16 protein-coding genes and 1 pseudogene are annotated in these 21,555 nt (G+C 71.7%); 9 read left to right on the plus strand and 8 right to left on the minus strand.

All coding sequences use genetic code 11. The features are described 5' to 3' along the window. The first annotated feature begins 163 nt into the window (after positions 1 to 163). The 6 genes from rimO (at position 164) to HD557_RS09365 (ending at position 5,583) form a co-directional block, all read left to right on the plus strand. Entirely contained in the window at positions 164 to 1,555 is a 1,392-nt protein-coding gene (rimO, locus tag HD557_RS09340) for a 30S ribosomal protein S12 methylthiotransferase RimO (RefSeq protein WP_196876343.1), read from the plus strand. Positions 1,556 to 1,565: 10 nt separating this feature from the next. Next, positions 1,566 to 2,207, plus strand: coding sequence for a CDP-diacylglycerol--glycerol-3-phosphate 3-phosphatidyltransferase (gene pgsA / locus HD557_RS09345; RefSeq protein WP_008357302.1), 642 nt, complete (start codon positions 1,566 to 1,568; stop codon positions 2,205 to 2,207). A gap of 154 nt (positions 2,208 to 2,361) precedes the next feature. Next, positions 2,362 to 4,335, plus strand: a complete 1,974-nt coding sequence (locus tag HD557_RS09350) for an ExeM/NucH family extracellular endonuclease (protein WP_196873698.1) — start codon at positions 2,362 to 2,364, stop codon at positions 4,333 to 4,335. Between the two features lie 60 nt (positions 4,336 to 4,395). Continuing rightward, entirely contained in the window at positions 4,396 to 4,881 is a 486-nt protein-coding gene (locus HD557_RS09355; RefSeq protein WP_008357299.1) for a CinA family protein, read from the plus strand. Positions 4,882 to 4,941: 60 nt separating this feature from the next. Next, a complete protein-coding gene (locus tag HD557_RS09360) occupies positions 4,942 to 5,229 on the plus strand; it encodes a helix-turn-helix domain-containing protein (protein WP_040754988.1) in 288 nt (95 codons plus the stop codon). Between the two features lie 117 nt (positions 5,230 to 5,346). After that, positions 5,347 to 5,583 (plus strand): hypothetical protein, encoded by a 237-nt coding sequence (locus HD557_RS09365; RefSeq protein ID WP_008357295.1) that lies wholly within the window; start codon positions 5,347 to 5,349, stop codon positions 5,581 to 5,583. Here the strand turns inward: HD557_RS09365 and HD557_RS28950 are convergent. Continuing rightward, entirely contained in the window at positions 5,580 to 6,332 is a 753-nt protein-coding gene (locus tag HD557_RS28950; protein ID WP_196873699.1) for an Fpg/Nei family DNA glycosylase, read from the minus strand. The genes HD557_RS09365 and HD557_RS28950 overlap by 4 nt on opposite strands. A 4-nt stretch (positions 6,333 to 6,336) precedes the next feature. Next, the gene (locus HD557_RS09375) at positions 6,337 to 11,007 is read right to left on the minus strand and encodes an Lhr family ATP-dependent helicase (protein WP_196873700.1); all 4,671 of its coding nucleotides are present in this window, start codon (positions 11,005 to 11,007) and stop codon (positions 6,337 to 6,339) included. 50 nt (positions 11,008 to 11,057) lie between these two features. Here HD557_RS09375 and HD557_RS09380 point away from each other — a divergent pair, with 50 nt between their 5' ends. Both HD557_RS09380 and pdxR read left to right on the plus strand, forming a co-directional pair. Continuing rightward, entirely contained in the window at positions 11,058 to 11,636 is a 579-nt protein-coding gene (locus tag HD557_RS09380; RefSeq protein WP_196873701.1) for a hypothetical protein, read from the plus strand. Next, positions 11,524 to 13,005 (plus strand): annotated as a pseudogene (pdxR, locus tag HD557_RS09385) (MocR-like pyridoxine biosynthesis transcription factor PdxR); the annotation flags it as partial. The gene HD557_RS09380 and the pseudogene pdxR, both read left to right, overlap by 113 nt. Here pdxR and HD557_RS09390 read toward each other — a convergent pair. From HD557_RS09390 to HD557_RS09410, 5 genes are all read right to left on the minus strand, one after another. Next, complete coding sequence (locus HD557_RS09390) at positions 12,892 to 14,304, minus strand: APC family permease (RefSeq protein WP_445321540.1); 1,413 nt, start codon at positions 14,302 to 14,304, stop codon at positions 12,892 to 12,894. The pseudogene pdxR and the gene HD557_RS09390 sit on opposite strands and share 114 nt — an antisense overlap. A gap of 74 nt (positions 14,305 to 14,378) precedes the next feature. Continuing rightward, entirely contained in the window at positions 14,379 to 15,209 is an 831-nt protein-coding gene (locus HD557_RS09395) for an SDR family oxidoreductase (RefSeq protein WP_008357283.1), read from the minus strand. Next, positions 15,206 to 16,750 carry a class I adenylate-forming enzyme family protein gene (locus HD557_RS09400; protein ID WP_196873703.1) on the minus strand — a complete coding sequence of 515 codons (1,545 nt, stop codon included), beginning with the start codon at positions 16,748 to 16,750 and terminating at the stop codon, positions 15,206 to 15,208. The genes HD557_RS09395 and HD557_RS09400 overlap by 4 nt, the downstream gene beginning before the upstream one ends. Next, the gene (locus HD557_RS09405) at positions 16,747 to 18,336 is read right to left on the minus strand and encodes a succinic semialdehyde dehydrogenase (protein ID WP_196873704.1); all 1,590 of its coding nucleotides are present in this window, start codon (positions 18,334 to 18,336) and stop codon (positions 16,747 to 16,749) included. Before HD557_RS09405 ends, HD557_RS09400 begins: the two co-directional genes overlap by 4 nt. Before the next feature lie 8 nt (positions 18,337 to 18,344). Then, positions 18,345 to 19,685, minus strand: coding sequence for a cytochrome P450 (locus tag HD557_RS09410; RefSeq protein WP_196873705.1), 1,341 nt, complete (start codon positions 19,683 to 19,685; stop codon positions 18,345 to 18,347). A 121-nt stretch (positions 19,686 to 19,806) separates the two neighbouring features. Here HD557_RS09410 and HD557_RS09415 point away from each other — a divergent pair, with 121 nt between their 5' ends. Then, positions 19,807 to 20,973 (plus strand): NAD(P)-binding domain-containing protein, encoded by a 1,167-nt coding sequence (locus tag HD557_RS09415; protein ID WP_307785574.1) that lies wholly within the window; start codon positions 19,807 to 19,809, stop codon positions 20,971 to 20,973. Here HD557_RS09415 and HD557_RS09420 read toward each other — a convergent pair. Next, positions 20,883 to 21,302 carry a pyridoxamine 5'-phosphate oxidase family protein gene (locus HD557_RS09420; protein ID WP_008357276.1) on the minus strand — a complete coding sequence of 140 codons (420 nt, stop codon included), beginning with the start codon at positions 21,300 to 21,302 and terminating at the stop codon, positions 20,883 to 20,885. The genes HD557_RS09415 and HD557_RS09420 overlap by 91 nt on opposite strands. Between the last annotated feature and the right edge of the window lie 253 nt (positions 21,303 to 21,555).

The following is a 21,555-nucleotide window of genomic DNA, read 5'->3' on the forward strand; positions in this document are numbered from 1 at the left end:
GACACCGCCGATCGACACGGGTCCGGCGCGAGGGTTCGGTGTCCGGGGCGTGTGCCCGTCATACTTCACGGTGATGAGCACTGCCACCGAACCCTCCGCCGAGACCGCCCCGACCGACCAGCAGGCCGACCAGAAGGCCGACCAGAAGGTCGTCTCGGTCGCCATGGTCACCCTCGGGTGCACCCGCAACGAGGTGGACTCCGAGGAGCTCGCCGGACGGCTCACCGCCGGAGGGTTCCGGCTGGTCGCCGACCCGGACGAGGCCGACACGGTGGTCGTGAACACCTGCGGGTTCGTCGAGCAGGCGAAGAAGGACTCGGTCGACACGCTGCTGGAGGCCGCCGACCTCAAGGAGACGGGCAAGGCCCAGGCGGTCGTCGCGGTCGGCTGCATGGCCGAGCGCTACGGCAAGGACCTGGCCGCCGAGCTGCCCGAGGCCGACGCGGTGCTCGGGTTCGACGACTACCCCGACATCGCCGCCAAGCTCCGCTCCATCCTGAGCGGCGAGACCCACCACCCGCACACGCCTCAGGACCGGCGTCTGCTGCTCCCGATCTCTCCGGTCGAGCGCGACGCCTCCGCCATCTCGGTCCCCGGTATGGCGGCCGTCGACCAGGTACCGGGTTTCGCGGGACGTACGCGGCTCGACGACGCGCCGTGGGCGCCGCTGAAGCTCGCCTCGGGCTGTGACCGCCGCTGCACCTTCTGCGCGATCCCGCAGTTCCGCGGCTCGTTCGTCTCGCGGCGCCCCTCCGACGTGCTCCACGAGGCCCAGTGGCTGGCCGAGCAGGGCGTCAAGGAGCTCTTCCTGGTCTCGGAGAACTCCACCTCCTACGGCAAGGACCTCGGCGACATCCGGCTGCTCGAGACGCTGCTGCCGGAGCTGGCCGGCATCGACGGCATCGAGCGCGTACGCGTCTCCTACCTGCAGCCCGCCGAGACCCGGCCCGACCTGCTCAAGGTCATCGCCACCACGCCCGGCGTGACGCCCTACTTCGACCTGAGCTTCCAGCACGCCTCCAACGCCGTCCTGCGCCGGATGAAGCGGTTCGGCGACCCGGAGAGCTTCCTGGGCCTGCTCGAGCAGATCCGCGGCTACGCGCCCGAGGCCGGGGTGCGGTCCAACGTCATCGTCGGCTTCCCCGGCGAGACCGAGGAGGACCTCGAGATCCTCACCGACTTCCTGGTCGCCGCCCGCATGGACGTCACCGGCGTCTTCGGCTACTCCGACGAGGAGGGCACCGAGGCCGCCGGATTCGACGCCTCGCTCAAGCTGGACGAGGACGAGATCCGCGCCCGCGTCGAGCACGTCAACGAGCTCGTCGAGGAGCTCACCGCCCAGCGGGCCGAGGAGCGGATCGGGGAGCAGGTCGTCGTGCTCGTCGAGGAGACCTCGGACGGTGAGATCTGGGGCCGGGCCGCCCACCAGGGCCCCGAGGTCGACGGGATGACCTCGCTCGACGGCGACGTCGACGGCGTACGTCCAGGTGATCTGGTGACCGCGACCGTCATCGCCTCCGAAGGCGTTGACCTGGTCGCTTCGGTGAACGGTTAGGGTGCAGCCCGTGAACGAGCAGCAGCCCCAGAACGCCGAGCCCGTCGTCAAGACGAGCAACTGGAACATCCCCAACGCGCTGACCACGCTGCGGATCCTCGCCGTCCCGTTCTTCGCGTGGGCGCTGCTCGCCGACGGCGGTGACAACCCGACGCTGCGCTGGATCGCCTTCGTGATCTTCGCGCTGGCGATGATCACCGACAAGATCGACGGTGACCTGGCCCGCAAGCACAACCTGATCACCGACTTCGGCAAGATCGCCGACCCGATCGCCGACAAGGCGGTCACCGGGATGGCCTTCATCGGTCTCTCGATCGTCGGCGACATCTGGTGGTGGGTCACCGTCATCGTGCTGCTGCGCGAGTGGAGCGTCACGCTGCTGCGGCTCTCGGTGCTGAAGAAGATCGTGATCGCGGCCGACCAGCTCGGCAAGATCAAGACCACCGTCCAGGCGGTCGCGCTCGGCGGGCTGCTGCTGCCGCTGCCGCACGGTTCGGCCCACGGCGGCGCCTTCGGCGACGCCCTGGTGTGGGAGCTGCTCTTCTACGCCTTCCAGATCTGTCTCGCGGTCGCAGTGGCCCTGACGATGTGGTCCGGCTTCCAGTTCTTCCAGGGCGTGTGGAAGCAGCGCGCGTCCCTCCGGTCCTCGTAGATCTCCAATTTCGGGTAGTTGTAACTCCGTTACCGGACGTTCATCGAAGATCCCCGCGAAGAAGGCGTACGCGGCGTTATTGTCGCGTTCCGGTCGGTGCTGAATCGGGCAGACCGCCCATCGCCTTCTACCTTCCACACGCGGGGAGTCATCCATGTTCTCAGCACGTCAGGTGCTCGGTTCGGTGGTCGGCCTGACGGCCGCCGTCGCCGGCATCGGCGCGGTCGCCATCCCGACCGCGCGCGCCACCACCACGGCCGAGGCCGTCGCGATCGCCGACATCCAGGGCACGGGCACCACCAGCCCGCTCGCCGGCCAGACCGTCACCACCAGCGGCATCGTCACCGCCGCCTACCCCTCGGGCGGGTTCTTCGGGTTCTACCTCCAGACCCCGGGCACGGGCGGCACCCTCGACCTCGGGTCCCACGACGCCTCCGACGCGGTCTTCGTCTACCAGCCCCGCTCGGCCGGTGCGGTCACCGTCAAGCCGGGCGACGCCGTGACCGTGACCGGCGAGGTGACCGAGTACGCCGGCCTGACCGAGGTCTCGGTGCCCACCGCCGCCGGCATCGTCACCGACGGCACCGGCACCATCGAGCCGGTGGTCTCGCAGTGGCCGGCGACCGACGCGCAGAAGGAGTCGCTGGAGGGGATGCTCTTCGCGCCCCAGGGCGACATCACCGTGAGCAACACCTACGGTGTCGAGAACTTCGGCGAGCTCGGCCTCGCCCAGGGCGACCGCCCGCTGATCCAGCCGACCGAGGTGGCGCGTCCCGGCTCCGCCGAGGCCGCGGCCGTCGCCGCCGACAATGCCGCGCGCGGGATCGTGCTCGACGACGGCTCCTCGACCACGCTGCGCCCGCCGACCAGCCGCACCATCCCCTACGTCTCCAACACCTCGCCCGTCGTGGTCGGCGCCTCCGTCGACTTCCGCGGCACGGTGATCCTCTCCCAGGGCGGCTCGCCCTCGGCGCCCACCTACCGCCTCCAGCCCACCCAGGTCGCCACCGCCGACCCGGCGTCGTGGCCGGCGGACTTCGGTGACGTACGCAGCGACGCCCCCGACGAGCGCAAGATCGGCCGCCGTGCCGACGTGAAGATCGCCTCCTTCAACGTGCTCAACTACTTCACCACGCTCGGCGACGCCGACGACGACAACGTCGGCGACGGCGGCTGCACCGCCTACAAGGACCGCGCCGGCGACGGCAACAGCGTCAGCGGCGGCTGCGACCAGCGCGGCGCCTGGGACCCGGCCGACTTCGGCCGCCAGCAGTCCAAGATCGTCGCCGCGATCAACGCGCTCGACGCCGACGTCGTCGGCCTGATGGAGATCGAGAACTCCGCGCGCCTCGGCGAGACCCCCGACGAGGCGACCAACTCGCTGGTCGCCGCGCTCAACGCGGCCGCCGGTCGCAAGGTCTGGACGGCCAACCCGTCCTCGGCCGAGCTGCCCGACGCCTCCGGCGCCGACGTGATCACCAACGCGATCATCTACAAGCGCTCGGCCGTACGCCGCCTCGGTGAGGCCCGCGCGCTGGGCGACCAGAGCGGCGACGACCAGGCCTTCGGCAACGCGCGTGAGCCGATCGGTCAGATCTTCAAGCCCGCCGACGGCGGTGCGCCGTTCCTCTTCGTGGTCAACCACTTCAAGTCGAAGGGCTCGGCCGGCCCGTGGCCGGGCGACGCCGACGCCGGCGACGGCCAGGGTGCCTCCAACGAGTCGCGGGTCCGCCAGGCCACCGCGCTGGTCTCGTGGGTCTCCTCGGTGCGGTCCGAGACGGGCGTCACCGACGTCGCGCTCGCCGGTGACTTCAACTCCTACACCCAGGAGGACCCGATGCAGGTCCTCTACGAGGCCGGCTTCGCCGACTCCGAGACGCTCAGCGGCAACGAGGAGTACAGCTACTCCTTCTCGGGCCTGTCCGGTTCGCTCGACCACGTGCTGCTCAACCGGCACGCTCAGCGCCGCTTCACCGGCTCCGACATCTGGTCGATCAACTCGGGGGAGTCGCTGCTGCTGGAGTACAGCCGCTACAACTACACCGGCATCGACCTGCACGCCGACTCGCCGTACCGCTCCTCCGACCACGACCCAGTCGTCGTCGGACTGACGCGCAACGCCGGCTAGACGCTCACCGCTCGCGCGGCCCGGTCACCGTTGTGGTGACCGGGCCGCTACGTTTGCCCTATGGCAGCTGTCGATGACCTTCATGCCGCACTGCGGGACGCCGGCGCGACCCTGGCGACCGCCGAGTCGCTGACCGCCGGACGCCTGGCCGCGATGCTCACCGACCCGCCCGGGGCGTCGAAGACGTTCCGCGGGGGCTTCGTGACGTACGCGACGGAGCTGAAGCACCTCCTGCTGGGCGTCCCCGTCTCGGTGATCGAGACTGTCGGGGTGGTCTCCGCGGAGTGCGCGGCGGCGATGGCCGCGGGGGCGCGGGAGCGTTCGGGGTCGACGTACGGGCTCGCGACCACGGGTGTGGCAGGCCCGGAGGAGCAGGAGGGAAAGCCCGTGGGCACGGTCTTTCTGGGCGTTTCCGGTCCACACGGCGAAACAACGGCGCAACTCGGGCTGTCGGGCTCGCGTGCGGAGATCCAGCGTGATACGTGTTTGTTCGCTGTTGATGAACTACTCGGACTACTTCGGCGGGAACATCGAAGGGTCAGGTAGCGTTGGGGCAGGACGTCACCCAGATGTCGGTGACTTGTGAACTGTAGGAGGCTGACCGCAATGGTGCTCTTCCGTCGACTTCTCGGCGAGGTGCTTCGTGCCCAGCGGCTCGAGCGCGGGATGACCCTGCGCGAGGTCTCCGCGGAGGCGCGAGTCAGCCTCGGCTACATCTCCGAGGTCGAGCGTGGCCAGAAGGAAGCCTCTTCCGAGCTCCTCGCCTCGCTCTGCAGCGCTCTCGACGTGGCTCTCTCCGATGTGCTCCGCGACGTCTCCGACGCGGTCGCCCTCGAAGAGGCCACCATTCTGCGGATGCCCGTTCGCGCCGCTGCCGACGCTGCCGCCGCCTGATCGTTCCCGATCGGGGAGATTTTTCCTTCGGCGTGTCTCAAAGCCGGCGCGCCCATCTCCTTGCTGACGTGGGCCCACCACGGGCCCGCGCATTCATGGGGAGATGGTGCGATGCGCATGGCAGTCGAGAACGAGCTTCCGGACCTGACGGTCCCGGGCCCGCGGGGCGAGGGCGACCCGGTTTCTCCCGACCTGCTCGAGGCTGAGCTCTTCGGGCTGGAGGAGACCCTGAACATCCTTCGCGAGGAGTTCACCTCCGTCGCTCCCGGTGAGCGTGCGCACGTCGCCCGCCACATGCGCGACACCCGGGTCCGGATCGCCCAGATCCGGTTGCGCCTGCTGCACGGTCGCTAGGGCTGGCACCTCGCGCAGTAGTAGGCCGGGCGCTCCTTGCCGGGCGGGCCGACCTTGGCCACGGTCACGGTGCCGCCGCAGCGGCGACAGGCCCGGCGGCCGTAGACCCACATCTGGCGGGAGCGGGACCAGTCGGCCTGCATCAGGTCACGGGTGCGCTGGAGGATCCGGGGGAGCCGGTCGCCGGCCTCTGCGACCGTACGCAGCGGGTTGATCCCGGCGATGAAGCACGTCTCCGCGGCGTAGATCGTGCCGATCCCGGCGAGGTTGGTCTGGTCGCGCAGCGCCTCGAAGAGCGGCCGCTCCGGCTGGTCGCGGAGGCGCTGTATGGCTGTGTCGGGGTCCCAGTCGTCGGCGAGGATGTCGGGGCCGAGATGGGCGACCAGCTGCTCCTCCTGGTCACGGGGGACCAGCTCGACGATGCCGAGCAGGAAGCCGACCGCCTCGGTGCGTTCGGTGCGAAGCACGACGCGCGCCTGGAAGCCGGGCTTGGGCCAGCGCCGGCCTGCCTCGAGGATCCGCCAGGACCCCTCCATCTTCAGATGCGTGTGGAGCGTCCACTCGCCGGTGCGGTGGTCGATCCGGGTCAGCAGGTGCTTGCCGCGGGTCGCCGTGCCGAGGACGGTGCCGCCGGAGAGGTCGGCCGTGGCCAACTGCGGAACCCGGAAGTCCGTACGCGTCAGCACCTGCCCCGCCAGCCCCTTGTCGAGGGAACGGGCGGTGCGGAGCACGGCGTCGCCTTCCGGCACGTCCTCACCTGCTCTGCGAGGTCAGGCGCAGGCCGCGCGGGGTGGCGATGAAGCCGGCGTACTGCAGCGCCTGACGCAGCGGTGTCTCGCCGGACCCGAGGAGCGGGGCGCCGTCGGCCTTCTCGACCGTGAGGCGTCCCAACGCGCCACGGCGGACGGCGTCGGCGAGGGCCTCGGCGGCGGGCTCGAGCAGGTTGGGGTCCTCGGACCAGGTCAGCAGCGTGCGGCCGCCGCGCTCGACGTAGAGCGCCAGCTCGCCGTCGACCAGGACCACGATCGCGCCCGCCTTGCGGCCCGGTCGGTGACCCTCCTCGGAGACCGGCCAGGGGAGCGCCGCGCCGTAGGGGTTGGCAGGGTCGGTCGCGGCGAGCGCTACGGCGACCGGCTTGTCGCTCGGCTCGACCCGGGAGAAGGTACGCAGCCGGTCGACCGAGCCGGCGGTGCCGAACTGGGCGGCACCCAGGCCCTCGACGAAGTAGCCCCGCCGGGCGCGTCCGGACTCCTCGAAGGCGCTGAGCACCTTGTAGACCGCGGCGAACCCGCCGGGCGTGCGCTCGGACTGGACCGCACCGCGGGTGACCACGCCGTGGCGGTCCAGCAGCCGCTCGGCCGCGGCATGGGCGCGCTTGGTCGGGTCGGGATCCGGCTCGGGCAGGATCGTCCAGCGCCCGGCGGTCTCCGGGAGGCTCGCTCGGGCCGGCATCCGCGCACCGCCGGTGTAGCGGCCGCCGCGAGCTCTTGGCGGTGGGCGCCGGGAGCGGTGCGAGGGCGTGCCGGAACGGGTCAGCGCCCGCAGCGGCAGCAGGGTGTCGTTGCTGACCCGGCCCGACCAGACCAGCTCCCACAGCGCCGCGCTCAGGTCGGCGTCGCTCGGCGTCTTCTCGTCGCCGGCCGCCACGGTCCGGGCGAGCTGGTGGAAGAACCAGGCGCCGCCGGGCTCGAGGGCTTCGAGGAGCCGCTCGGCCAGCGGGCCCGGTGGCATCTCGGTCGGTGGCGGCAGGGTCAGCTCGGCGGTGTCGGCCGGGTGCAGCGAGACCCAGCCGTCGGTGCCGGGCAGGGTGCCGTGACCGGCCCAGAGCACCTCGCCACCCGCGGTCAGCTCGTCGAGGAAGGCCGGCTCGTAGTCGACCACCCGGGCCGGCAGGATCAGGGTCTCCAGCGCGCTGGCCGGGACCGGGCAGCCGGCGAGCTGGTCGACGACGCTCAACACCCCGTCGACCCCGCGCAGCGCACCCTTGCGTACGGATGTCTTCTGCCACGCCGGCAGGAACCGGCCCAGCGCTGCCGGCTCGACCGGCTCGACCTCCTTGCGGAGCCGGGCCAGCGAGCGCCGCCGCAGCATCCGCAGCACCTCGGCGTCACACCACTCCAGGCCGCTGCCGCCCGGCCGGAACTCCCCGTCGAGCACCCGACCGCGTGCCGAGAGCCGCGCCAGGGTGTGTCGCACGACCGCCTCGCCCAGCCCCAGCCTGGCTGCCACGTCGGCTGCCGTGAACGGCCCGTGCGACCGCGCGTAGCGCGAGACCAGGTCGCCCACCGGGTCCTCGACCGGCTCGGTGAACGCCGACGGTACGCCCGGAGGGACCGCCACCCCCAGCCCGTCCCTGAGCCTGGCCACGTCCTCGACCACCGCCCACCGGGCCTCCCCGGCGACCCGCACCTCGACCACCCGCCGAGCGGTGGCGAGATCCGCCAGCACGTCAGAGACCTCACTGCCCTCGCTGGTCGAGCCGGATTCGTGAGGAACGAGCGAATCCGCGTCGAGACCAACACGGTCCATGTCGGCGCTCGAATCGACTGTGTTGGTCTCGACACGCTCGCTGGCGCTCGCGGCTCGACCAGCGGAGTGTTCCGTGCGGGCGGTGATCTCCTCGAGGGTCAGTGGACCGATGGTGCGGATGAGGTCGGTGATGCCTTCGGCGCCCCGGGCCTTCCGCCCCGGAGCGAGGCGCTGGAGCTCGGACTCGACCTCGGCCAAGACCTCGGGGTCGAGGAGCTCGCGGAGCTCGGCACGGCCGAGGAGCTCGGCGAGAAGGCCCTGGTCGAGGGTGAGCGCGGCGGCGCGGCGCTCGGCGAGGGGTGAGTCGCCCTCGTAGAGGAACTGGGCGACGTAGCCGAACAGGAGCGACTGGGCGTAGGGCGACGGGGTGGGCGTGGCGACGTCGACGATGGAGATCTCGCGACGCTCGATCCGCTGGAGGAGGCCGACGAGAGAGGGCAGGTCGTAGACGTCGCGGAGGCACTCGCGGACGGCTTCGAGGATGATCGGGAAGCTCGGATACTGCGAGGCGACCTCGAGGAGCGCGGCGGAGCGCTGGCGCTGCTGCCACAGCGGCGAGCGGCGGCCGGGGTCGCGGCGGGGGAGCAGCAGCGCACGAGCCGCGCACTCGCGGAACCGGCTGGCGAACAGCGCCGACCCGCCGACCTCGGTGGTGACCAGGTCCTCGATCTCGTCGGGCTCGAAGACGATGATCTCGCCGGTCGGTGCCTCGGCGTCGGTGTCGGGCAGCCGGATCACGATGCCGTCGTCGCTGTCGATCGCCTGCCCGTCGACCCCGTAGCGCTCCCGGATCCGGGCGTTGATCGCCAGCGCCCACGGAGCGTGGACCGGGCGGCCGTAAGGCGAGTGGACGACCAGCCGCCAGTCGCCCAGCTCGTCGCGGAACCGCTCCACGACGATGTTGCTGTCGGAGGGGAGGACGTTGGTCGCCTCGGCCTGCTCGTGCAGGTAGGTGACCAGGTTGGCGGCGGCGTAGGCGTCCAGGCCGTCCTCCTGCGCCCGCGACTCCGCCTTCTTCGCGGGCATCGCGGCGAGCTCGCGGGTGTAGGCGCCGACCGCCTCGCCGAGCTCGGCGGGCCGGCCCAGCGAGTCGCCCTTCCAGAACGGCAGCCGCCCCGGGATCCCGGGCGCCGGGGTCACCAGCACCCGGTCGTGGGTGATGTCCTCGATCCGCCACGACGTCGCGCCCAGCGCGAAGACGTCGCCGACCCGCGACTCGTAGACCATCTCCTCGTCGAGCTCGCCGACCCGGCGCCCGGCACCCTCGCCCGCGATGAAGACGCCGAAGAGACCGCGGTCGGGGATGGTGCCGCCGCTGGTGACGGCCAGTCGCTGCGCTCCCGGACGGCCGGTCACGGTCCCGGCGACGCGGTCCCACACGATCCGCGGTCGCAGCTCGGCGAACTCCTCGCTCGGATAGCGCCCGGCGAGCAGGTCGAGGGTCGCGTCGTAGGCGGAGCGGGGGAGGGTGGCGTACGACGCCGTCCTCCTGACCAGCGCGAACAGCTCCTCGACGTCCCAGGTGTCCAGGGCGGTGGCGGCGACGATCTGCTGGGCGAGCACGTCGAGCGGGTTGGCCGGCAGGCTCATCGACTCGATCAGGCCCTGCCGCATCCGTTGCACGCTGACCGCGGTCTGCGCGAGGTCGCCGCGATGCTTCGGGAACAGCACCCCGCGAGACACCTCGCCGACCTGGTGGCCGGCTCGCCCCACGCGCTGGAGCGCGGAGGCGACGCTCGGCGGTGACTCGATCTGGACGACGAGGTCGACCGCGCCCATGTCGATGCCGAGCTCGAGACTGGAGGTGGCCACCACCGCCGGCAGCCGGCCGGACTTGAGGTCGTCCTCGATCAGCGCTCGCTGCTCCTTGGACACGCTGCCGTGGTGGGCCTTGGCGATCACCGGGGCCGCCCCGTGGGACTGCCCGGACTGAGCCATCACCTGGGCAGGAGGCGGTCCGGTCTGGAAGACCCGGTCGGAGGCGATCTCGTTGAGCCGCGCGGTCAGCCGCTCCGCGATCCGGCGGGAGTTGGCGAAGACGATGGTCGAGCGATGGGCGGTGACCAGGTCGGCGACGTGCTCCTCGACGTGCGGCCAGATCGAGGAGGCCCGCTGCGGGTCGTCGTCCTCGTCGTCGCTGTAGGGGCTCGGCGCCGTCATGTCCTCGACCGGCACGACGACGCGCAGGTCCCACCGCTTCTCGGCCGGGGGCGCGACGATGTCGACGGGCTGGGCGCCACCGAGGTAGCGCGCGACCTCCTCCAGCGGCCGCACGGTCGCGGAGAGCCCGATCCGCTGAGCCGGCTTCTCCAGCAGAGCGTCGAGACGCTCCAGGGTCAGCGCCAGGTGGGAGCCGCGCTTGGTCGCCGCGACCGCATGGACCTCGTCGACGATCACCGTCTCGACGCTGCGCAGCGTCTCGCGGGCCTGGCTGGTCAGCATCAGGAACAGCGATTCGGGGGTGGTGATCAGGATGTCGGGGGGAGTGGTCGTCAGGCGCCGCCGGTCGGCCGCGGTCGTGTCGCCGGAGCGCACCCCGACGCGTACCTCGGGCGCCTCGACGCCCAGCCGCTCGGCGGTCTGCCGGATCCCGACCAGCGGGCTGCGCAGGTTGCGCTCGACATCCACGCCGAGTGCCTTGAGCGGAGAGATGTAGAGGACCCGGCACCGCTCCTTCTTCTCCGGCACCGGCTCGGTCAGCATCTTGTCGATCGACCACAGGAAGGCGCTCAGCGTCTTGCCCGACCCGGTGGGCGCCACCACCAGCGCGTTGCGTCCCGCCCCGATCGCCTCCCAGGCGCCGGCCTGCGCCGCGGTCGGCGCCGCGAAGGCAGCCGTGAACCACGTGCGGGTCGGGTCGCTGAACTGCGCCAACGCCGATGACGTGTCGCTCATAGGGACAAACCTAGTCGCGACCACCGACACTCAGCGGCCACACTGACCCCATGCATCTCATCAACCTCTTCGGCCCGCCGGCGGTCGGCAAGATGAGCGTGGGCAGGGAGATCGCGGCACGTACGCCGTGCCGGCTCTTCCACAACCACGCCACGATCGAGCCCTTGCTGGAGGTCTTCGACTGGGAGATGCCGTCGTTCGGGGTGCTCAAGTCGGAGTTTCGGCGACGGGTGATCGAGGAGGCGGTGGCCTCCGAGCTCCCGGGCCTGATCTTCACCTTCGTCTGGGCGCTCGACCTGCCCGAGGACACCCGGGCGGTCGAGACGCTGGTCGCCCCGGTGGCCGCGGCGGGTGGAAGGATCGACTTCGTCGAGCTGTACGCCGATCTGCCGACCCGCCTGGGCCGGGAGGGAACCCCGGAGCGGCTGGCCGCGAAGCCGTCCAAGCGCGACACCGAGTGGGCCAGAGCCAACGTGGTGGACTGGAACGAGCGCCATGAGCTCTCCACCGGCCCGGATGTGCCCTTCCCGCTGGACTTCCCGCACACCGTGGTCGACAACACTCGCCTCTCCGCGGCCGAGACCGCCGAGGAGATCATCACCCGCCTCGGACTGCCCACCCGTCCCTGAGCTGCGCCCGGGGTCCGAAAAGCATGGCGCGCCCGACGCCCAGGTGTGGTCCAATCCCGCTGTGGATCTTGCGCTCGATCTGACGGACCGGTCGGTGAGGTCCGCATCGCTCTACCAGGCGCTGCGCGACGCGCTCGGCGACGGCAGGCTGAAGGCGGGGGACCGGCTCCCGCCGAGCCGGGCCCTGGCCAAGGACCTCGGCATCTCCCGCAACACGGTCGCCACGGTCTACGAGCGCCTGGTCGCCGAGGGGTTCCTGGAGTCGCGCGTGGGCGCGGGGACGTACGTCGCGGCCGCCGCCGGAACTCGCAGAGCCAGCGCCCCAGGATCCCTGATGCCGCGCCCGGGCTGGCAGTGGGCGCCGCGGCCGACGAGCGCGGAGGCGGTTGTGCCGGCGTACGACCTGCGGGTGGGGATCCCCGATGCCGAGCTCTTCCCGTTCGACACCTGGCGACGGATCCTGGCGGCGGAGTCGCGGCTGCGCGGCCACAGCCCGGGCACCTACGCCTCGCCGGCCGGGCTGCCGAGGCTGCGCGAGGCGCTGGCGCACACGGTGGCCTACCACCGCGGGGTGCGGGCCGACCCGGGGCAGATCGTGGTCACCAGCGGCACCCAGCAGGCGCTCGACCTCATCGCCCGCGTCCTGCTCGAGCCGGGCGACATCGTGGCTGTCGAGGATCCGGGCTACCCCTCCGCGCGCGACCTGTTCGCCTCCCACGGCGCCCGCGTGGTGCCGGTCCCGGTGGACGAGGAGGGGCTGGTTGTCGAGCAGCTCCCGGAGCAGGCACGGCTGGTCTACACGACCCCGAGCCACCAGTTCCCGCTCGGCGTACGCCTCTCCCTCCCACGCCGCCGAGCGCTCCTCGACTTCGCGAACACCCACGGCGCGGGCATCGTCGAGGACGACTACGACAGCGAGTTCCGGTTCACCGAGCGACCCCTGGAGCCGCTGCACGCCCTCGACGACCAGGGCCGGGTGATCTACGTCGGCACCTTCTCCAAGTCGCTGCTGCCGAGCCTGCGCACCGGCTACCTGGTCGCACCCGGCTCCCTCGTCGACAGCCTCCTGGCCGCCAAGCAGCTCGGCGACGGCTTCGGCCCCGTCCAGCCCCAGGCCGCCCTGGCCCGCTTCCTGGAGGAGGGCCTGCTCGCCCGTCACGTACGCAAGGCGTCCAAAACGTACGCCGAGCGCCGCTCGATCCTCTTGCAGCATCTCGACACCTGGCCGGTCGAGGTGTTCCCCTCGGCCGCCGGCCTACACCTCTCCGCTCAGGCAGATCTCCCCGCCGACCTGGCCGAACGCGCCGCCGCCGAGGGGCTTGCCCTGGACACGATCGCCGCTCACCGCCTGCTGCCCGGCCGCGACGGGCTCTTCCTGGGCTACGGAGCCGTTCGGACCGACAGCCTCCCACGCGGGCTCGAGCTGCTGGCCACGCTGGCGGGCTGGGCGTGAGCGCACCAGCGACCAGGCCAGGCCGGCGCCCGCGCAGAGCAGCGGACCGAGCAGGTGGGCCCCGGTGAGCGCCAGCAGCACCAGCGCCGCGACCAGCGAGCAGACCGCGGCCCACCACGACCGCGAGCCGCGCGGCAGCAGCCGCAGCGCGGCGGCGGCCCCCACGACGTAGAGCAGCGAGAAGGTCCCCGAGGCCATCAGCAGGCCGATGTCCGTGGAGACCCGGGCGAGCCAGATCGCGGCGAGGGAACCGAGCGCGACCGCACAGATCGCGAGCAGCGAGCGGCGGGGGATGACCACAGCTGGGTCGGCGAGGAACCGGGGCAGCGAACCCTCGCGCGCCAACGAGGCCCCGAGGCGCGAGCCCCCGGCGAAGTAGGCGTTGATCGCGCCGATGGTCAGCATGACCGCGACGACGGCCGTCACCGGCCGCGCGCCCTCCCCGAAGCCGAGCACGAGCAGGTCGGACAGCGGTGCCGAGCTCGACGACGACCCGATCGCCGCGACGGTCACGAACGCGATGCCGAGGTAGAGCACCGTCACCACCCCGAGTGCCAGGTACGTCGCCCGGCGGATGTCGCGCGCCGGGTCACGGTACTCGGCCGAGAGCGAGGAGAGGATCTCCCAGCCCGCGAACGCCCACACCAGCATCGCCGCCGCGGTGCCGACCGAGCCCCACCCGTGCGGCGCGAACGGCGTCAGCCGCCCGAGCTCCGCGTGCGGCAGTGCCACCAGGACCGCCACCGCGAGCAGCACCGCGATCGCCCCGGCGATCGCCAGCTGCACGCCGCCGGACACCTTGATCCCGAACCAGTTCATGACGGTGACCAGCACGATGATCGCCGCCGTCGCGGCCAGCGACATGTTCTGGCCGCCACCGAAGGCGTCGGCGACGTAGGCCCCGCCGAACCCGGCCGCCACCGGGGCCCCGATGCCGATCGTCAGGTAGAACGTCCAGCCCACCATCGTCGCCACGTGCTGGTTGAAGGCCAGCCGGGCGTACGTCGCCACCCCGCCGCCGTCCGGATGCCGTGCCCCGAGCGCGGCGAAGGTCGTCGCCAGCGGCACCGAGAGCACGATCAGGGCCAGCCAGGCCACGAGCGAGGCCGGTCCGGCCTCGCTCGCCGCGAGGGCGGGCAGGGAGATGACACCGGTGCCGAGCACCGCACCGAGGGTGAGAGCCGCGCCCTGGGGCACGGAGAGTCCGTTGTTCACGCCTCCGACGCTAGTGAGCGCGGAGCCCTCCGCGCCCGGCCAATCGACCGCTCGTCTCCTGGGCCAATCCACCCCTACCGGACGTTGCGCCGCACCCGCTCCTCGTAGGCCGCCCGCGCTGCCGGGTCGACGCCGGCGAGCAGCTGCGAGGCGTTGGTGGTCCGGTCCACGAAGTCCTGGAACCGGCGCGGCATCGCCTGGGTGATCTTGGTCAGCGTCTGGGTCCAGTTGGGCACCCAGACCTCGGGCCGCGGCTCGCGGATGACCGACTCGATCGCCTCCGCGACGTCCTCGGCGGTGACCGGCTTCATCCCCTTCGCCGGTGGCACCCCGTCGGCCAGCTCGGTCTGCACCACGGTCGGAAGGATGAGGGACACGTCGACCCCCGCGGGTGCCAGCTCGAGACGCAGCGCCTCGGAGAAGCCGACCACGGCGAACTTCGAGGCCGAGTAGGTCGCCGCGTCCGGCACCGGCACCCGGCCGACGGCCGAGGCGACGTTGACGATGTGGCCCTGGCCGCGGTCGACCATGGCCGGAGCGACGGCCTTGATCCCGTTGATCGGGCCATGCACGTTGACGTCGAAGATCGCCCGGGTGAGCGCGTCCTCCTCCTTCAGGACCGACCCGAGCGGCATGATCCCGGCGTTGTTGACCAGCACGTCCCAGGGGCCTAGCTCCGCGACCGTGTCGAGGAAGCTGCGCCAGGACGCGGGGTCGGTGACGTCGAGACGCGCGGCCATCACGCGCGGCCCGAACTCGCCGACCACGTCGGCGAGCAGGTCCGGGTCCAGGTCGCCGACGGCCACCTTCGCCCCGGCGCGCGCGAGCCGCTCGACGGTGGCGCGGCCGATGCCACGAGCGCCTCCGGTGACGATGACGGCGGATCCCTCGATCTGGCGTGTCATGACTCTCCTTCGCTGGTGCGGACCATGCTGCGTACGGCTTTCCGGTCGGTCTTGCCGACGCTGGTGACGGGCACGGCGTCGAGGATCCGCACCTCGCGGGGGTACTTGTGGGCGGCGAGCCGTGTCTTCGCGAACGCGATCAGCTCCTCGGGCGTGGTGCGCGCGCCGGGATGGAGCGCGACGACGGCGACCACCTCCTCGCCGCGCTGGGCGTCGGGGCGGCCGACGACCGCGGCGGCGGTGACCGCCTCGTGGGCGAGGAGGGCGTCCTCGACGTCGCGCGGGAAGACGTTGAACCCGCCGCGGATGATCAGGTCCTTGATCCGGTCGTCGACGTAGAGGTAGCCGTCGGCGTCGAAGTGGCCGATGTCGCCGGTGTGCAGCCAGCCGTCGACGACGGTGGCCGCGGTCTGCTCGGGATCGTTCCAGTAGCCCTGCATCACCCCGGGGCCACGGACCCAGATCTCCCCCTCCTCGCCGGTCGCGACCGGTTCGCCGGACGGCCCGGCGATGATCACCTCGGCGTGGGACAGCGGCTTGCCGACGCTGCCGGGCCGCGACTCCTCCAGCGTCGAGGCGGCGATCACCGCGCTCGACTCGGTGCAGCCGTAGCCCTCCAGGATGGTCACGCCGAACGCCTCCTCGGCCTTCTCCCGCAGCGCCGGCAGCAGCGGTGCGCCACCGCTGCCGAAGGAGCGCAGCGCGCTCAGGTCGTAGTCCTGATACGGCTGGTCGAGCAGCATCTGCAGCATCGACGGCACCACCGTGCTCGACTCCACCCGGTGCTCCTGGGCGAGCTCGAGCCACCCCTTGGCGTCGAACCACCGCTGCAGCACCGAGCTCTGCGGGCGAGAGGAGTGCAGGCCGCTGATGACCACGATCAGGCCGTACGCATGGGAGAGCGGCAGCGGCAGCAGCCACCGGGTCGTGCCCTGGCTCTCCCCGACCCGGTGGAGCGCGTGCCCGGACTCCCACAAGCCGCGGTGGCTGAGCATCACGCCCTTCGCCCGGCCGGTCGTGCCGCCGGTGTAGAGCAGCGCCGCGAGGTCGTCGTCGCCGCGGGGCGCGATGTCGATCGGGTCGGCGCTCTCCAGACTCTCGTACGCCACCACCCCCGCCCCCTCCTCGACGCCTCCGGCGACGATGACGGTGAGCTCGAGGCCCTCGGAGGCCGCCTGGATCAGCGGCAGCAGCTCGGGCGTGACGATCGCGGCCCTGGCCCCGGAGTCCTCCAGGATGTGGCGCAGCTCGGGTGGCGTCTGCAGGAAGATCACCGGCGTCACGACCGCGCCGGCGCGCCACAGGGCGCGGTAGCTGACGAAGACCTCCGGGGTGTTCATCGTGAGCACCACGACCCGGTCGCCCGGCTCGATCCCGAGCTCCCGCAGGCCGCCGGCGACCCGGGCGGACCGCTCGGCGATCTCTGCGGAGGAGTGCCAGGTGCCCTCGAAGAAGACCATCGGATGGCCGCCGTGGCGGGCGTAGGACTCCTCGGCCAGCACCGCCAGGTTGTGCTTCCCCGGCGCCGTCGGCCCGCTCATCGTGCCCCCAGCTTCCTCAGGGCCTTGAGCTGTCCGTTGCCGAGCTGCACGAACTTCTCGACCGTCTGCCCCTTGAACGGCCCGATCGGGCCCATCCGCGAGGCGGCGAGGGTCTGGGCGTCGGTGAACTTCCGGATCCCGTCCGCGCCGTGGCGGCGACCGAGCCCGCTCGAGCCCATGCCGCCCATCCCGGCCTCGATGCTGCCGGCCGCCAGGGCCGCGCCATCGTTGATGTTGACCGCACCCGCACGGATCCGGCGGGCGATCATGTCGGCCTCGCGTACGTTCTTGCTGAACACGCTCGCGGAGAGCCCGGCCTCGCCCTGGTTGGCGATCCGGACCGCCTCCTCGTCGCTGTCGGCGCGGTAGAGCGCCACCACCGGGCCGAAGGTCTCGCCCAGGCAGAGATCCATCTCGGACGTGACCCCCTCCAGGACCGTCGGGGCGAAGGCGAACGGGCCCACCTCGGCGAGCGGCTCACCGCCGGCGAGCACCGTCGCGCCCTTGGCGACCGCGTCGGCGACGTGGGCGGTGACCTTGTCGAGCTGGGCCTGCGAGGCCAGCGAGCCGACGTCGGCCGAGTAGTCGAAGGTCTGCCCGACCACCTGGCCCTCCGTCTCGGCGACCAGCGCCTGGCGGAACGTGTCGTAGACGTCCGTGTGCACGACCACCCGCTCGATGTGGACGCACATCTGGCCGGTGTTGGCGAAGGCGGCCATCACCGTGCCGCGGGCGGCCTGGGCGAGGTCGGCGTCACGGCGGACGATGAGCGGGTTCTTCCCGCCGAGCTCGAGAGAGGCGCCGATCAGCCGGCCCGCCGCGCGCTGGGCCACGATCCGCCCGGTGGCCGTCGAGCCGGTGAACGCGATGTAGTCGACGTTGTCGACGACCGCCTCGCCGGTGGCGGCGCCCGGTCCGGTGACGACCTGCCACACGTGCTCGGGCAGCCCCGCCTCGGCCATCAGCGCCCGCGCCCACAGCAGCGTCAAGGGAGCCTGCGGGTCGGCCTTGCTGATCACGGCAGACCCGGCGAGGAGGGCCGGGATCGCGTCGCCGACCCCGAGATAGAGCGGGTAGTTCCACGGCGAGATGATCCCGACGACCTGCTTCGCCACCCGCACCTCCTTCACCGAGGTGACGCCGGGGATGGCGCCGCGGACGCGCTTGTCGGCGAGGTAGGCAGGGGCACGCCTGGCGTAGTGGCGGGCGATGTTGCCGACCTGCAGGACCTCCTGCCAGGCGTGGAAGCGGGCCTTGCCCATCTCCCACTGGATCAGGTCGAGCACCTCGTCCTGGCGCTCGACCAGCAGGTCGTGGAACCGGAGCATGACCTCGGCACGGTCCCGGAGATCGAGCGTGGCCCAGTCGGGCTGGGCCGCCCGGGCGGCGGCCGCCGCCTCGGCGACGTCCGCGGCCGTCACCGACGGCACCGGGGCGGTGGGCAGGGCGTCGTACGGTGCGATCGCGGTCAGCGTGCCCTCGCCGCCCGAGACCGGAGCCGAGACCCACCGGGTCCAGGAGGCGAGCCGTGACTCGTCGATCCAGCCAGGACGTACGCTCGCGGCCTCCGTTGTCTTCGTCGTCATCGGTCTCCTCAGATCCGGGTCAGGTGGATGGGGTTGCCGTCCTTCGGGAACGGCAGCGAGCTGTTGTCGAGGGGCGCGCGGTAGCCGGGGGAGACGCTCCACCGGTAGTCGCGCAGGAGCCGGTGCAGGATCGACTTGACCTCGAGGCCGGCGAAGTAGAGGCCGATGCACTTGTGCACGCCCCCGCCGAACGGCTCCCACGCCATCCGGTGGCTCTTGTCCTCGCGCCGGTGCGGCGCGAACCGCTCGGGGTCGAAGACGGTCGGGTTGGTCCAGTAGTCCTCCATCATGTGGCTGAACTGGACCCCGACCATCACCGCGGTGTCGGCGGGGATGCGTACGCCGAGGAGCCGGGTCTCCTTGACCGTACGCCGGATCAGCGCCGGCACCGGGGCCCGCAGCCGCAGCGCCTCCTTCATCACCAGGTCCAGGCTGGTGAGGCTCTCGATCTCGGCCATCGTGGGGGCAGGGCCGAGGGCGAGGGACTCCTCACGGCAGCGCTGCTGCCACTGCGGATGCTGGCCCAGGTACTGCAGCATCGTCGAGGTGGTGATGGTCGAGGTGTCGTGGGCGGCCATCATCAGGAAGATCATGTGGTTGACGACGTCCTCGTCGCTGAACCGCTCGCCGTCGTCGGTCTCGATGTGGCACAGCACCGAGAAGATGTCGTCGGTCTGCTGCGCTCGTTTGGCCGGCAGGTAGTGGCGCAGGAAGCCCTCCAGCACCTTCCGCCCGCGGAACGCCCGGCCCCAGCGAGTGAACGGCACATCGGCACGTACGACGCCCGCGGCGGCCTGCACGCAGGCGATGAACGCCCGGTTGACCCGGTCCATCTCGGCGCGGCTGGTCTCGGCCGCGCCGCCCATGAAGATGTCCGCGGCGATGTCGAGGGTGAGCTGCTTGAGCCGCGGATAGGACTGGAACGCCGGGGCGTTGGCCCAGCCGCGCACGCCGTGCGCGATCGCCGGGTGCATCGCGGTGGTGTAGGCGGAGAGCCGATCCCGGGTGAAGGCCTCCTGCATGATCCGGCGATGGACGTGGTGCTCCTCGAAGTCGAGCAGCATCAGGCCCCGGTCGAAGAAGGGGCCGACGATCTGCCCCCAGGCCGGCCCGTTGGCGTACGCCTTGTCCTTGTTGCGCAGCACCGCCTCGCAGGCGTCCGGGCCGAGCACGACCACGCCGGTCTCACCGGCCCGGAAGAACGGCGAGACCGGCCCGTACGTCTCCCACTGGTGCCGGTAGAAGCCGACCGGGTCGCGGGAGTAGTCCAGCAGCCGGCCCATCCAGGGGAGTCCGCGGTCGCCGGGGGCGAGTCGTGGGACCTCGCGAATCGTCTCGGCGGCTGTCATGGTGTCTGATCCATCGTGTCCGACCTCCCGATCCGAGTCTCAGTCGAGGGTAGTCAAGTAGAACGTGTTCCCGCAGCATTCCGTGGGTATGGAATTTATTCGGTGCGTTGTTGAGGTGTCTGTGGAGAGCTACGAGTCAGTGGTGATCGGTGCCGGCCAGGCCGGGTTGTCGGCGTCCTACCACCTCAGCCGGCTGGGCGTACGCCACGTGGTGCTCGACGCCGAGCGGCGCCCCGGTGGCGCCTGGCAGCACCGTTGGGACTCGCTGACCATGCACGACGTGCACGGCGTGGCCGACCTGCCCGACGGGCGGGCGCCGGGCGATTCCGGCGAGCGGGCCAACGTCGCGGTGCCGAGCTGGTTCGGGCTCTACGAGTCCCTGCACGACCTGCCGGTGGAGCGCCCCGTCTCGGTGAGGTCGGTGACCTCCGTCGGAGATCTGCTCGCGGTGCACTCGGCCGACGGGCGCACCTGGTTGACCAAGACCCTCGTCAACGCGACCGGAACCTGGACCCGGCCGTTCGTCCCGCACTACCCGGGCGCCTCGACGTTCCTGGGGGAGCAGGTGCACACCCACGACTATCCGGGTGCTGCTCACTTCGCCGGGAAGCGCGTCGCGGTGGTCGGCGGGGGAGCTTCGGCGGTGCAGTTCCTCGGCGAGCTCGCGCCGCTCACCCCGGTGCTCTGGATCACCCGCCGCGAGCCGGTCTGGCGCACGGACTTCGACGCCGATCGCGGGCGCGAGGCGGTGACGCTGGTCGCCGAGCGGGTCGAGGCCGGCCTGCCGCCGGCCAGCGTCGTCAGCGTCACCGGCCTCTCGTTGCGTCCGCAGGAGCAGGAGGCCGCGCGCCTCGGGGTCTACGAGCGCCGGCTGCCGATGTTCTCCCGGATCGAACCGTTCGGGCTGCGGTGGGAGTCGGGCGCGTTCGAGCCGGTCGACGCGATCCTGTGGGCCACCGGGTTCCGGCCGGCGATCACCCACCTCGCGCCGCTCCACCTGCGCAGCTCCCACGGCGGGATCCCGCTGCTGCGCGAGTCGGCCGACGTCCAGACCGCGGTCACCGCTGCGTACGACCCGCGTGTCCAGCTCGTCGGCTACGGGCCCTCGGCGAGCACCATCGGTGCCAGCCGCGCCGGGCGGGCTGCCGCGCGCGCCGTTCGGCGGCAGCTGGCCGACCCTCAGGTGGCGGCGGAGTCTCAGAAGGCGCCGAGGTCGGCCGAGAGCCAGTTCTCCGGCGAGAGCCGCACGGTCACCTCGGGCGGGAAGTTCGCCGCCTCCGCCAGGTAGGGCCCGACCGCCTCCGGTGGCAGATACCGTCGCGCCATCGCCTCCGACTCGCCCTCGGCGGCATCGGCGATCCGCACCGGACCCTCGACCGACACGTAGCGCACCGTCGGGTCCAGGCGCTCCACCATCAGCGTGCAGCGTCCCGCGGCCTTGATCAGCCGGGTCTTCAGCGAGTCCTTCCCGGTCACGAACCACACCTCGCCGCCGGGTGTGTAGTCGTACCAGATCGGCACCGTCAGCGGCCCCTGGCCGTTCTCTCTGCTCACCGAGAGGGCAGCGATGAGGGGCTGGGTCAGGAGCTCTTGGCGGTCTGCGAGTGGGATTCCCATGTTCTTGACCGTACGTCGGGAGCTGTGGGGGTGCTCGGTGTCGACTGACTGCCCGGTGGTCGAGCTTGTCGAGACCACGTTCCGGTGGTCGAGCTTGTCGAGACCACGCGCCGCGGACCAGCGATGCCCCGGTGGTCGAGCTTGTCGAGACCACCCTGCGCGCAACCGTTCTTCGTGGCCGGTATGGGCCGCCGACCCTTTCCTGAGGGTCTTCTCGATCTGGTCCGGCGTCAAGGACGGGCCTTCGGCCCGC

Source organism: Nocardioides luteus (genome assembly GCF_015752315.1).
Classification (GTDB): Bacteria; Actinomycetota; Actinomycetes; order Propionibacteriales; family Nocardioidaceae; genus Nocardioides.